The organism is Halorientalis brevis (genome assembly GCF_023077655.1).
This window is the reverse complement of record NZ_JALLGV010000009.1, coordinates 85638-98194: the sequence shown is the minus strand read 5'-3', so window position 1 is coordinate 98194 and position 12557 is coordinate 85638. Positions and strand designations below refer to the sequence as shown.

Sequence of the window (12557 nt, the reverse complement as noted above, 5' to 3'; positions counted from 1 at the left end):
TTACACTTTCAGGCCGCGTGGCGTACTTATTAGCCCATCTCGGTCACGTGTTGAGCTATGATCGAACGTCTCCGGAACGTGTTCCAGCACGAAACACAGTCCGGTGATCTCTACGAGTGTCGCGACTGCGGGACGACCCTCGACCACTCGGTGCGTCGCTGTCCGTCCTGCCGGTCCGACGAGATCGCCTGCTACGAGTTGTAAGTCTCACGTGTGTCCACGCTGTTCGCGGAAGCTGACGAGACGCGGAATCGTCCATTGTGAGTGATACACACGGTGAGAGACACGAGTCTCTCGCAAGCACCTCGTACACACCCTTTTGATTGTTGTCGTCTATGTGTAGCACGTAGAACCGCGGTCCCGCCATCGTACAGCAAAAACTGGCACAGATATGATATACTTATGACTGACAACTGGGACGACATCAGCTTCGTAATTAGTTCGCAGTACAGAGTCGCAGTCCTCCGGCGTCTCGCCGACGGACCAGCAACGCCCTCACGGATTGCGAACGATAGCGATCTCGGGATCGCCCACATTTCGCGCGCACTCCAGGGGTTGCAGGACCGTGGACTCGTGGAACTGCTCGTGTCCGAAGAACGGCGCAAAGGACGCGTGTACGGCATCTCGGACCGCGGCAGCGAGGTCTGGAGCCGGATCGTCTCCGAGGAGATGGTCGACATGGGCAAGCCTTCCGAGTAGCACGGCCGCTGACGGTGGAGCGAGCCACGGCCGACGACAGTGCGATCGGGACGAGTCGCCCTGCCCGATGCACACAGCGGCATGCACTGGAGAACGGGAGTTCACACGGACGAGATGTCTCTGAGAATCTGTGTTCGCGGAGGATCTCCCTCCTGCACGACGCGGTCACGGCTCGTGGAGGTGCGACGCCGTGGTGGCTGAGCGGCCCGTTCGCGTCGCCGCGATCGTGACGGATTCGTCGTCGCTGGACGAAACCGTTATCGAGGCCTCTCAGCGACTGGACGACGAGCGAGGGATCGCGACCGTCCTCTGCCCGGATCGGGCCGTCGCGAGTCGGGTGCAAACGGTCGTGAACAACCACGGGTGGGAGGCCGCCGTCGAGATAGTTTCCCCGTTCAGCGTGGAGCGGTTGACGACGCGTCTCCTGACCGAACGACCGGACGTGGTCGTCGTCGATCCAGCGGCCCCCGTTGCGATCGCGGACCTTCGCTCCCGGACTGCGGACGCACCGATTCGCGTGTACCCACCGTCGTCAGCCCACGCCCGACGGCGGCGACGGCTCCGACGCGCTCCCGGTCTCGCCCAAGGGGTGACCATCTTCGGGCTCGCGTTCGCGTTCTATCTCCTCTTGGGCCACGTGAACGCGTTCGACGTCGTAACTGGTATCGCCTGCGCCGCTGCCGTGGCCCGCCTGCTATCACGCGTCACGTTTACGGCGGCGCCGACGGTCCAGCGGACGCTCCCGCGACTCGCCAGGGCGACGCTGTTCGTCCCCTATCTCGTCTGGGAGATCGCCAAGGCGAACCTCTGGTTGGCGGTCGTGCTCGTCGATCCGCGGCTTCCGATCGATCCGTCGGTCGAGAACGTCGCGATCGAGGCCGAGTCCAGCCTCGAACGGGCCGTTCTCGCGAACAGCATCACGCTGACCCCCGGGACGGTCGCCGTCGACGTCGGCGAGTCGTCGCTCGTCGTCCACACGCTCACAGCGTCGGCGAGGGGTGCGCTCCGCGACGGTACTCTCGAACGTGCGGTGCGGTTCGTCTTTGGGGGCCGCCAGAGAGCGCGAGCAAACGGCGGTCGAGTCGACGAATGAGCGGGACCGAGCCGGCGCTCGTCGACGACGCGATGGTCGCCGCGGCGGTCGCCGTCATCGCACTGGCGCTCCTCGCCTTTCACCGGGTGATCCGCGGACCGACGCTGCCGGATCGGGTCGTCGCCGTCAACGGGATCGGCACCGCGACGGTCGTCGTGCTCACGTTCCTCGCGGTCGGCCTCGACGAGTCCGGACTGCTCGACATCGCGCTCGTGTACGCGCTGCTGAACTTCCTCCTCTCGATCGGGCTCGCGAAGTACGCCATCGAACGGGGAGGGTTTCTGTGACGCTCCTCGAACTCGCCGTGGTGCTCTGTGTCTGCGGCGCGGTGCTGTTCTTCGGGATCGCCACGCTCGGGTTGTTCCGGCTGCCGGATCTGTACTCGCGAGCCCACGCAACGTCGAAAGGCGACACGCTCGGGACGCTGTTCGCCATCGGAGGGGCGATTCTCGCCAGCGGCGGCGACGACACGACGAAGCTTCTGTTCCTGGTCGGCTTCGTGTTCGTGACGACGCCGACCGCGACGCACGCGATCGTTCACGCTGCCGACGTGGAGGGATACGACGCCTGGACGTCGGGAGGTGACGAGGGAACGTGACCGATCCCGTCGTCGTCGCGCTGTTGGTCTGGCTGCTCGTCACGGCGACGACGGTCGCGGCCTTCAGCGATCCGTTGGCGACGATCGTCGCCTTCGGCGTCTACAGCCTGGGAATGGCGATGCTCTGGGCCGTCTTTCGCGCTCCCGACGTGGGACTCACCGAAGCCGCGGTCGGCGCCGGCGTCACCACGGCGCTCTTTCTGGTCGTCGTCTTCCGCACTGGCGTCGGCCGGCCGGGACTGTTCCGGTCGCAGTCGGAAATCAGCCCGCAGTCGCTGGCAGTCGTCGGCGGCTTCGTCGCGGTGGTGCTGTGGACGGTCCCGTCGCTCCCGGCAGTCGGCGATCCCACCGCCCCCGGATTCCAGCGCGTCGCCCCGGCGTACCTGGCTCGGTCGCCGGCGCTCGGAGTGACGAACGTCGTCACCGCGGTGCTCGTCGCGTTCCGCGGCTTCGACACCTTCGGCGAGGTGGTCGTGGTATTTGCTGCCGGGATCGCAGTGCTCGCCGTGTTCGACCGCGAGGTGGTCCGATGACCACGGACCGGCCCGGTGGCGGCTCGCAGTCGGACCGCCCCCGCAGGCGGGAACTCGACAGTCCGGTCGTGACGAAGACGGTTCGCCTCCTGACGCCGTTCGTGGTGACGCTCGGGCTGTTCACCATGTTCCACGGGACCAGCTCGGTGGGCGGCGGGTTCCAGGGCGGCGTGATCGTCGCCGCGGCCCTCATCACAGTCGCGTTCGCGTTCGGGATCGACCAGACCAGACAGTGGCTCGACGCAGCCTGGCTGACCGGGGCCGCCGTCTCGGGAATCCTCGTCTTCGCTGCCATCGCGACCGGCGCGCTCGTCTTCGACCGCGTCTATCTGGACCTCACGGCGTATCCGGTCCCGAAAGCGGTCGTCTACGCCATCGAGCTCGTGGAACTGGGCATCGGCGCGACGGTCGCGGCGACGATCCTCGTGATGTTCCTGGCGTTGGCGCGAGGTGAGAGCGGGTGATCGGACCGCTCGCCGACCGAACGCCCTACGTCGTCGCCGTGTTCCTCATGGGCGCGGGCCTGTACGTCCTGATCGACGACGAGAACCTCGTCAAGAAGGTGCTCGGCCTCAACCTGTTCCAGACGGGGATCTTCCTCGTGTTCGTCGCTGCCGCGGTCCGGACCGGGGGTCGCTCGCCGCTCGTCGGCGACGCCGGCGGCCCGTACGTGAACCCGCTCCCGCACGTCCTCATCCTGACGGCGATCGTCGTCGGCGTGAGCGTAACCGCGCTGGCCGCCGCGCTCGTCGTCAGGATACACGCCGAACGCGGCACGGTCCGAGCCGACGAACTCGAGCGTCCGACCGACGAGGTGGCCGACCGTGAGTGACGCGCTCCCCTTCCTCGTGACGGTCCCCTTCGTGGCGGCCGTCGTTCCCCCCGTGTTGGCCCGGCGGTACGACCGGGTCGGGTGGCCGGTCGCCGTTGTCGGGCTCCTCGCCCAGACCGGGCTCGCCGGCTGGGTGGCGTGGGCGGTCGTGACCTCTGGACCCATGCGGCTCGTCGTCGGCGGACTGCCGGCAGTACTCGGGATCGAGCTCGCCGTCGACAGGCTCTCGGCCGCTTTCGTCCTGCTCGTCGCAGTGGCGGGGCTATGGGGGCTGGCCTACACCCGGCGCGGTGGCCCCCGATCGGCGACCGGCTACAGCCTGTACTTGCTGTTGATCGCCGGGCTGACGGGCATCTGCATCACGCGCGACGTGTTCAACCTCTACGTGTTTCTGGAGATCAGCGGTCTCAGCGCCTACGCGCTGGTCGCGCTCGGGGATGGGCCCGACGCGGCGCCGGCGGCGCTGAAGTACCTGCTGCTCGGAACCGTCGGGGCGTCGCTGTATCTGCTCGGTATCGGATACCTCTACTTCGGCACGGGGACGCTGAACATGGACGCGCTGGCGCGGACGCTCCCGGCCGTCGGCTACGGGAACCGACTCGTCCTCGGCGCCTTCGGGCTGATCGCCGCCGGCCTCGGCGTGAAGATCGCGCTGTACCCGGTCCACACCTGGAAGCCCGACGCCTACCGGGCAGCGCCAGCGGGTCTTACCGCCGTGCTCGCGGCCCTCGTCTCGACGATCGCCGCGTACGCGCTCGTCCGACTCGTGATCTCGGCGTTCACGCTGCGGTTCCTCGCGAGCACTCCGGGCCTCGTCGCTGCGCTGCAGGCGACGGCGGTCGTCAGCATCGTCGCCGGCGCGGTGCTGGCGCTCCGCCAGCGAGACGTCCGCCGGTTGCTGGCGTGTTCGAGCATCTCGCAGTTCGGGATCGGCGTCGCCGGGCTCTCGCTGGGCACGCGACTCGGCGTCGTCGGCGGCGTCGTCCACCTCGTCGGCCACGCCGTCATGAAGAGCGGGGCGTTCGCCGCCGCGGGCGTCGTCGAGACCGCCTACGGCGCCCGAACCGTCGACGAGTACGCCGGCGCAGCCGACTCCCTCCCGATCACGAGCGCGGCGTTCGCGACGCTCGTGCTCGGCCTCATCGGAATTCCGCCGCTCATCGGCTTTTTCGGCAAGTGGTACGTGGCGGTGAGCGCGCTCCGGAGCGGGGCGTGGGTCGTCGGGAGCGCCGTCCTCGTGAGCACGGTTCTGTCGCTGGCCTACTTCGCCCGACTGCTCCAGCGCATGTACTTCGAGGACGCTGCCGGCCGACTCGACCAGCGGGCCGTCAGCGTCGGGATGGTCGCGACTGGCGTCATCGCGGCGCTCGTTGCCCTTGGCCTTGGACTCGTTTCCGCTGGCCTCGTGGAACTGCTGCTGCCGGCGATCGGGGGCGGACAGCCGTGACCACCGCGTCGCTAGTACCAGTTGCGATCGTGTTCGTGCCGGTGGTCGCGATGGCGCCGATCCTGGCCTCTGGGTCGCGACCGAATCGCAGAGAGGCGTGGACGTTTCTCGCGGCGGGACTGACCCTCGCACTCGCGGCCCAGGCCGCGGCCGCGACGCTGGACGGCGTCGTGTACGAGACGACTCTCGGCCGACTCGCAGTGGGGGCGCCGCTCACGTTCCGGGTCGACGCCCTCGGAGCGCTGTTTGCCTTGCTGGCGTCGTTCCTGTGGCTGGTCGCCAGCGCCTACAGCGTCGGCTACATGCGCGGGTTAGACGAGCACGATCAAACTCGTTATTTCGCTGCGTTCGCCGCCAGTATCGGGGCAACCATGGGCGTCGCGCTGGCGGCGAACCTCCTGACGCTGTTCGTCTTCTACGAACTGTTGACGGTCGCGACGTACCCGCTCGTCGCCCACGCCGAGACCCCGGAGGCCCGTCGTGCCGGACGGCGATACCTCGCATACACGTTGAGCGGCGGCGTGGCCATTCTCGGGGGAATCGTGCTCGTTTACGCCGTGACCGGTTCGGGCGAGTTCGTCGCCGGAGGGCTCGCGGGGCTCGCATCGGAGCCGATCGTCGCCACCGTCGCCTACGGGCTGCTCGTCGTCGGATTCGGCGTCAAGGCGGCGGTCGTGCCGCTGCACGCCTGGCTCCCCGACGCGATGGTCGCTCCGACCCCAGTGTCCGGGCTGTTGCACGCCGTCGCCGTCGTCAAGAGCGGCGTGTTCGGACTCGCCCGCGTCGTCCTGTTCGTCTTCGGTGCCGGCACTGTTCGGTCGCTCGGACTGGGACGCCCGCTCGCCGTCGCTGCGGCGGCGACGATGCTGCTGGCCGGGGTGGTCGCGCTGCGCCAGGACAAACTCAAGCGCGGCCTCGCGTACTCGACGATCAGCCAGCTGTCGTACATCGTCCTGGGAATCGCGTTGTTGACGCCGCTCGCCCTCTTCGGGGCGCTCTTGCACCTCGTCGCCCACGCGTTCATGAAGATCACCCTGTTTTTCTGCGCCGGTGCGATCTACGTCGAAACCGACACCGAGTACGTCAGCCAGATGGGGGGCATCTGGCGGCGGCTCCCGGCACTGATGACGGCGTTCGCGGTCGGGAGCGCCGGACTGGTCGGACTGCCCGGGATCGCCGGGTTCGTCAGCAAGTGGTACCTGATCCTGGGGGCGCTCGACGCGAACGCCCTGGTCTTTGCCGCGACGTATCTCGTCGCCGGCCTGCTCAAACTGCTGTTTTTCTGGCCAGTGCTGCTGACGGCGTACGCCGGGCGCAACGCGACTGACGGATTCCGGCCCGTCGATGTCCATCACGGTGTCGCCACGGGCGAGCACGACGGCGGGCGGACCGCCACGTGGGAGCGACGGACGCCGCTGACCGAGAGCAGTTGGTGGTTGCTCGGTCCCGTCCTGGTCACGGCCGGGGGTGCGGTCGTGCTCGGCGTCGTTCCCGACGCGACGCCGTTCTGGGCGCTCGCGCGAACGGTCGGTGCGGAGGTGTTCCCCGGTGGCTAGCGGTCTCACGACCCTCCCGCCGGTCGCGGTGTTCCTCGCCGCCGCGCTGCTCGTCGCAGTGGTGCCGCGGCGGCCAGGCGCCATCGCGGGAGCTACCGTGGCTGCCCTCGTCGTCCCCTGGCTTCTGCTCGTGCCTGCCGGTTCGCACCTCCAGACGCGGCTGTTCGGGTTCGCGGTCGTCTTGTTCAACGTCGACCCGTACTCCAGAACGGTCGGACTGATTCTCGCCTTCGTCACCGCTGTCGCCGTCACGTACGGATACGGGACCGGCGGGTCGCGGCGGCAGGTGGCACTCTCGCTCGCGTACCTCGGTGCCGGGCTCGCGGCTGTCTTCGCCGGCGACTGGTTGACGCTCGTCCTCGCGTGGGAGGGGCTGGCAGTCAGTGCGACGGCGCTCGTCTGGGCGAGCGGTGACGACGACGCCGCCAGAGCCGGCCTCCGCTACGCTGTCTATCACCATCTGGGCGGAATCGCACTGATCGCCGCCGTGCTGATCCGCTACACCGTGACGGGAACGTTCCTCTTCGGTGGGGGATTCGGCGTGGGCATCGCGGCCGCGCTCGGCGTGCTCGGGATCGGTCTCAACGTCGGTTTCATCGGCCTGCATCCCTGGCTCGTCGACACCTACCCACGCCCCCACGTGGCGACGAGCGTCGCGTTATCGGTCTGTACGACCAAAGTCGGCGTCTACGCCCTCGCCCGCGCAGTGCCCGACGGGGGCCGACTCCTCGCGTACGTGGGCGGGGCAATGCTTCTCGTCGGCGTCACGTACGCCATTCTCCAGACGGACATGCGGCGGCTCCTCTCGTATCACATCGTCTCGCAGGTCGGGTTCATGGTCGCCGGCATCGGCATCGGCTCGCCGCTCGGTATCGCCGGCGCGTTCGCTCACCTCGTCAACAACGTCCTGTACAAGAGCCTCCTCTTCATGATCGCGGGCGTCTTGCTCCTGCGGACGGGTGACGAGAATCTCAAACACCTGGGCGGTCTGATCCGGGAGGTCCCGCTGACGTTCACGGCGTTCCTGATCGCTGCGCCGGCGATCGCGGGCGTCCCCGGGTTCAACGGGTTCGTCAGCAAAGCCATGGTCATCGACGCCGCCGAGGACGCCGGGTTCGACGCCCTCTGGTGGCTGCTCGTCGTCGGCAGCGTCGGGACCGTGGTCTCGTTCGTGAAGTTCGGATACTACGCGTTCTTCCACGGCGACGCCGACCCGACCGTCCGGGATGCGGGGCCGGCCGAAACGCTCGCGTTCGCTGCGGTAGCGGGCCCGTGCCTCCTCTTCGGCCTGGCACCGTCGCTTCAGTTCGGCGTCCTTCCCGGCGCGACCGCAGCCGCAAAGCCGTTCGCGCCGAGTCAGTTCACGAAGGCCGGCGCGATTCTCGGTGCTGGCGGCGTCGCGTTCCTGTTCCTCAAGGCCCCACTGGCGCGCATCAGCGATGTTCCCGACCTCGACGCGGTGTATCATCCGGCCGGGGCGCGAACGCTCCGGATCGTGACCGGCACACTCGCGACCGCCGGACACTACCTGGACGCCGGGACCGAAACCGCGTCGACGGCGGCCACCCGGGTTCTCACGCGGTCGAACTCACGTCGGGAACCCGACAGTCTCTCTACCGATGCGGTCGGGAGGGGTGTGTTGCTGCTCGTGACTGCCCTCGTGGTCTTTCTGTTCATCCTGTTCGCTTGAACGGCACGTCGGTCGCGACTCGCTCAGGGAACAACCGTTACCGGAACGGGCGCACGTCGGACGATCGTTTCGACGACGCTCCCCTGCAGCAGGTCCCGGAATCGTCGCTCCTCCGGGCGGCCGATGACGAGGTGATCGACGCCCTCGGTCCGGCTCTGTTCTAGGACCTTGGTCGCGAGGTTACCCCACTCGACAGCCGTGCGAACGTCACGGTCGTATCGGTTTGCGATCCGCTCTGCGGCCGTGAGCGCTCGCTTTCGCTCGCGGGTGCGCTCGTCTTCCTCCTGTTCGAGCACGTCTTCGAGCTCGGTCTGGGACGTGATGACCTGGTGTTCGTCGACTTTAGTGGCGGATACGAACAGGACGGTGACCGCCGCGTCGGGGAACTGTTCGAGTGCGTACTCCAGGGCATCGCGTGCGGAGGCCGAGCCGTCGAACGGGACCAAAACCGACCGCGGCGTCAGGGTCGTCCCCGTTCCCTCGCGCTCGGTCGGCATTGTACGAACCACGGTCACTGGGACCGGTGTCGTCCGGATCACTTCCCGCGAGACGCTCCCCAGCAGGAGGTTCGCGGTGCCGCCCAGTCCACGCGATCCCATCACGATCTGGTCGAAGTCGTTCGTCTCGATGTAGTGAGGGACCTCCGTTCTGGGACGGCCGTAGATCAGCGTCGTCCGGATGGTGCCGCCGTGACCCTCCCCGACTGCCTTCGCCTCGTCGAGCAGTCGCTGACGCTCGGCGAACACGTGGTCGAGTCGCTCGCTGGGATGGCCCGCCGCCTTGCTGTGGTCCGGGAAGGGCTCGATCAGGTGGAGTATCGTCACGTCGCCGTCGGGAAACTGCTCGAACGCGTGGTCGAGCGCGAGGCGTGCCTGATCGGAGCCGTCGTACGGCACTAATACTCGGTCAGCCATACCTCTGCATACGATACCAGTTCCCAAGTCGCTTCTCACCCCCTGAACTTTCAAGCCCTCCGCGGCCGCAAGCCGCCGCATGGCACCACTCGACGACGAGGTGATCGTGGTTACGGGCGCGAGTCGCGGGCTCGGGCGGTCGATGGCCGAACGCTTCGCAGCGGAAGGCGCACGCGTCACACTCACAGCACGCGACGAACAGCGACTGACGGCAGTTGCGAGCGACCTCACCGCGGAGTCGCTCGTCGTTCCCGCCGACGTTCGCGAGCGTAACGCAGTCGAGACCGTCGTCGAGGAGACCGTCAGCGAGTTCGGGCGCATCGACACGCTCGTCAACAACGCCGGCGTGAGCCTGCTCGGCATGAACGACGGCCGGACGCGGCTCACCAACGTCAGCGAGGACGAGTGGGACACCGTCCTCGACGTGAACCTCAAAGGCGTGTTCCTGTTCACACGGGCTGTGATTCCCCACATGGCCAGCCAGGGCCACGGCAACGTCATCAACGTCTCCTCGGGATTGGGCCGGAGCGCCATCGCCGGCGCTGGCCCGTACGTCGCCTCGAAGTGGGGACTCGAAGGGCTCACGCGCGTGACCGCCCTCGAAGGCGACGAGCACGGTATCAACGTGAACGGTCTCGATCCCGGCGGCCGGGCCAACACCGACATCTGGTCGCATCTCCCTGCCGCGGAGCGCGAGGAGATCCTGCAACCCGACGTGATGGACGACGCCGCCGTCCTGTTGGCCGCGCAGGGACCTGACGGGATTTCGGGAGAGTCGATGCCCGCCCAGGAGTGGGAACAGCGCCTCAGTTGAGACAGCCCACCTCCGCTGGGGGGTGTGAGCGCAAACTGCTACGCGCGTTCTCCGACCTGTGTCACCGAGAGGTCGTCGGCGACCGCAAGCCGGAGCGTCGCGTCGTCGAGCGTTATCGTGACGTGTGTAGCGAACGGATCGGTCGATTCGACAGTGGCCTCCCAACTGTCGCCGGTGGTGTACTCGAAGTGTCTCCAGAGCGGGACGTCCAGCAGCGAGACGCCGTGTTGCCAGAACGCCTCGATGACCACTGGATGGAACGCGACGATCACGTCGACCGGGACGTGAACGGTGAATCGACATTCCCGACACTGGTTTACAGAGACGACGAACGGTTGCCCACCTCTCTTGGTCACGTCGACGGTACCGTAACATTCCGGACAGACGCTCCCCCGGACGAAGAGGTACTTCGTCCAGATACTGTACCCGAAGCTATCGACGATTTCCTGGGGCGAGCGACCCTGTGACGCGCTCCGTGGAAAGAGGTCGGTGGTGATCCGTTTCTCCGAAGAACGTGTCGCCCCGGAATGCCCGACCGCTGCCGTCCCGAGTATTGCCCGTCGGTCGCGGGACCACGGGTCTGTGCGCACAGTGTCTTGTCGGCGAATCCTTCGACGTCACCGGACCCGACTGGTGACGCGTCCGATCGCGTGGTTTCGTGGCGTTACAGCAGTTCGAGGTCGCCGCGTTCGACGGCGGCTCGCACGTCGTCGCCGTGGTACGGCATCTCGCTGGCGCCTGCCCAGAGCCGTTCACTGCCCGTCAACTGCAGCGTGAGCCGCTCTGGATACGCGCCGTCGGCGAGGGTCTCGTCGGACGCGTCGACGACCTCCACCGTCTGGCCTGCGTCGAGGCCCACGAACCGCTTGTGGACGGTGAACTGCTGGCCTGGTTTCACGTCGGGACGCCGGTCGTCAGCCGCTCGCTGGAGCATCTGAGGCATCGTAGACTAATTTAAGCCTTCCACTCGTTTAGAGTTTATCGCGGGTATGCCCGGGAATTTAAATACGCCGCCCAGCAGTATTTCGGGGATATATAAATCAGACGACATATTCACCGAACCCCGGCCGCTCTCCGAGTTACTTGTGACGACAGAACCAGTACTTCCGTTCCGAGTTGCGGGAACCGTACTGACGCGCGGCTCGCGTTCACTCACCAGGGACGAGTGATCGGACTTCGGTCACTCGCCGTACGCGTCGAGGAGGTCCCACTCCTCGCGGATGAGTTCGCGCACGCCGTGTTCGAGAACCCCCTCACCGAGCGACGTCGCCTGATAGTAGGAGTACAGCCCCTCACTCGTCTGCTCTTTGCGTTTCCGGTTCGCGACGAGGCCGACGTCGACCAGTTTGTCAAGGTGGTAGTGGAGCGTGTTCGAGTCGGCGTCGAGCTGGTCTGCGAGTTCGCTCGCGCTGTGTGCGCCCTCGTCGACGAGCAGTGAGAGGATGCGAAAGCGGTGTTCGTTTCCGATCGCCCGCTGCATGGCGAGGTAGTCCGAAAGGTCCAGTAAGCTCTGTTCCGGTAGCCGAACCGGCCCGTTTTCGAGGTCGTCCCGCCGCTCGGTCTCGCCCATGTCGAAGCATACCGACCGCGACCACAAAGCGTTTGCTGACTCAGTGATGTTCGAAAACGCCAAGTCTTTAAGTAGTATGGGTCGGAACGCCGAGTATGCGCGACCGGATCAGGGGGGAACTGGGAGACGTCGTACACTCGCAGTTGCTCGTCTATCTCATGGGGCCGTACACGGCGTTCGATATTCGGAGCGCGCTCGAACAGGCCGAAGACCCGACCGACGTGGTGGACCTGGCGTCGCTCCCGGAATCGATCGATTTCGGCGCGCTCGTCGACTCGGACGGCGAACTCGACGGGGACGAAGCCATGCTCGATCTGTTGCTCGAGGTCCGCGATACCCTCCGGACGAAACCCGGCGTGAATGCGTTCCTCGCGTTGGATATCGACATTCCGCTGGCGGAGACAGACGCCGCAACGCAGAGCATCGAGTTCGCGCTCGCGAGCAACGCCGTCGTTTATCTCGTCCCGAAACTCGGCGACAATCTCGGCGTCGGCATCGAAACGGGCTCTGTCCTGGAGGCGATCTTCCAGCGGGACGACGTCGGTGAGACGGGCCACGACGAGCGCGTGGCGTTCGTCCACGAGTCCGGCGTCAGAAGCGCGATGATCGCGTCCGTCGTCGAGCGCTGGGATGCGCAGGTCTACACCTACGAGGACCGCACGGACCTCGTTCGCAAGGTCCGACTCTACGTCCGAGACATCGCCAGGCGCGAACAACACGGAGAGTTGCCACGGCTCGGAGACGAGTAAACAGACTGGGGGTGAGGACAGTGTCGCGAAGGGATGAGTGGAAGCGAGCACTCGGGTCGGCT

Annotated in this window: 17 protein-coding genes; 13 read left to right on the top strand and 4 right to left on the bottom strand. The window is 66.8% G+C overall.

The window, feature by feature from the left end:
* Positions 1–57 precede the first annotated feature (57 nt).
* The 11 genes from MU553_RS20330 to MU553_RS20280 all read left to right on the top strand — a co-directional run bounded on the left by MU553_RS20330 (position 58) and on the right by MU553_RS20280 (position 8448).
* Positions 58–204 carry a hypothetical protein gene (locus MU553_RS20330; protein WP_247381135.1) on the top strand — a complete coding sequence of 49 codons (147 nt, stop codon included), beginning with the start codon at positions 58–60 and terminating at the stop codon, positions 202–204.
* A 198-nt stretch (positions 205–402) separates the two neighbouring features.
* Positions 403–699 carry a winged helix-turn-helix domain-containing protein gene (locus tag MU553_RS20325; RefSeq protein ID WP_247381134.1) on the top strand — a complete coding sequence of 99 codons (297 nt, stop codon included), beginning with the start codon at positions 403–405 and terminating at the stop codon, positions 697–699.
* 190 nt (positions 700–889) lie between these two features.
* Positions 890–1792 carry a Na+/H+ antiporter subunit E gene (locus tag MU553_RS20320; protein ID WP_247381133.1) on the top strand — a complete coding sequence of 301 codons (903 nt, stop codon included), beginning with the start codon at positions 890–892 and terminating at the stop codon, positions 1790–1792.
* On the top strand, positions 1789–2079 hold the full coding sequence (locus MU553_RS20315) for a cation:proton antiporter (protein ID WP_247381132.1): 291 nt from the start codon (positions 1789–1791) through the stop codon (positions 2077–2079). The genes MU553_RS20320 and MU553_RS20315 overlap by 4 nt, the downstream gene beginning before the upstream one ends.
* Positions 2076–2390, top strand: a complete 315-nt coding sequence (gene mnhG / locus MU553_RS20310) for a monovalent cation/H(+) antiporter subunit G (protein WP_247381131.1) — start codon at positions 2076–2078, stop codon at positions 2388–2390. Before MU553_RS20315 ends, mnhG begins: the two co-directional genes overlap by 4 nt.
* Complete coding sequence (locus MU553_RS20305; protein ID WP_247381130.1) at positions 2387–2923, top strand: DUF4040 domain-containing protein; 537 nt, start codon at positions 2387–2389, stop codon at positions 2921–2923. Before mnhG ends, MU553_RS20305 begins: the two co-directional genes overlap by 4 nt.
* Positions 2920–3387, top strand: a complete 468-nt coding sequence (locus MU553_RS20300) for an MnhB domain-containing protein (protein ID WP_247381129.1) — start codon at positions 2920–2922, stop codon at positions 3385–3387. Before MU553_RS20305 ends, MU553_RS20300 begins: the two co-directional genes overlap by 4 nt.
* Positions 3384–3755 (top strand): sodium:proton antiporter, encoded by a 372-nt coding sequence (locus MU553_RS20295; protein WP_345893413.1) that lies wholly within the window; start codon positions 3384–3386, stop codon positions 3753–3755. Before MU553_RS20300 ends, MU553_RS20295 begins: the two co-directional genes overlap by 4 nt.
* Positions 3748–5202 carry a proton-conducting transporter transmembrane domain-containing protein gene (locus MU553_RS20290; RefSeq protein ID WP_247381127.1) on the top strand — a complete coding sequence of 485 codons (1455 nt, stop codon included), beginning with the start codon at positions 3748–3750 and terminating at the stop codon, positions 5200–5202. The genes MU553_RS20295 and MU553_RS20290 overlap by 8 nt, the downstream gene beginning before the upstream one ends.
* Before the next feature lie 50 nt (positions 5203–5252).
* Entirely contained in the window at positions 5253–6758 is a 1506-nt protein-coding gene (locus MU553_RS20285; RefSeq protein ID WP_247381125.1) for a proton-conducting transporter transmembrane domain-containing protein, read from the top strand.
* Complete coding sequence (locus MU553_RS20280) at positions 6751–8448, top strand: Na(+)/H(+) antiporter subunit D (RefSeq protein ID WP_247381122.1); 1698 nt, start codon at positions 6751–6753, stop codon at positions 8446–8448. Before MU553_RS20285 ends, MU553_RS20280 begins: the two co-directional genes overlap by 8 nt.
* 23 nt (positions 8449–8471) lie before the next feature.
* Here MU553_RS20280 and MU553_RS20275 read toward each other — a convergent pair whose 3' ends face one another.
* On the bottom strand, positions 8472–9362 hold the full coding sequence (locus MU553_RS20275) for a universal stress protein (protein ID WP_247381119.1): 891 nt from the start codon (positions 9360–9362) through the stop codon (positions 8472–8474).
* A gap of 79 nt (positions 9363–9441) precedes the next feature.
* Here MU553_RS20275 and MU553_RS20270 point away from each other — a divergent pair, with 79 nt between their 5' ends.
* A complete protein-coding gene (locus MU553_RS20270; RefSeq protein WP_247381117.1) occupies positions 9442–10176 on the top strand; it encodes an SDR family NAD(P)-dependent oxidoreductase in 735 nt (244 codons plus the stop codon).
* 38 nt (positions 10177–10214) lie between these two features.
* Here the strand turns inward: MU553_RS20270 and MU553_RS20265 are convergent, their stop codons facing one another.
* From MU553_RS20265 to MU553_RS20255, 3 genes are all read right to left on the bottom strand, one after another.
* The gene (locus MU553_RS20265) at positions 10215–10766 is read right to left on the bottom strand and encodes a DUF7351 domain-containing protein (RefSeq protein WP_247381115.1); all 552 of its coding nucleotides are present in this window, start codon (positions 10764–10766) and stop codon (positions 10215–10217) included.
* A gap of 74 nt (positions 10767–10840) precedes the next feature.
* The gene (locus MU553_RS20260) at positions 10841–11119 is read right to left on the bottom strand and encodes a hypothetical protein (protein ID WP_247381113.1); all 279 of its coding nucleotides are present in this window, start codon (positions 11117–11119) and stop codon (positions 10841–10843) included.
* Positions 11120–11356: 237 nt separating this feature from the next.
* Positions 11357–11746 (bottom strand): ArsR/SmtB family transcription factor, encoded by a 390-nt coding sequence (locus MU553_RS20255; RefSeq protein ID WP_247381111.1) that lies wholly within the window; start codon positions 11744–11746, stop codon positions 11357–11359.
* A gap of 95 nt (positions 11747–11841) precedes the next feature.
* On the opposite strand from MU553_RS20255, the gene MU553_RS20250 reads away from it, so the two are divergent.
* Entirely contained in the window at positions 11842–12495 is a 654-nt protein-coding gene (locus MU553_RS20250) for a DUF7509 family protein (RefSeq protein WP_247381109.1), read from the top strand.
* Positions 12496–12557 lie beyond the last annotated feature (62 nt).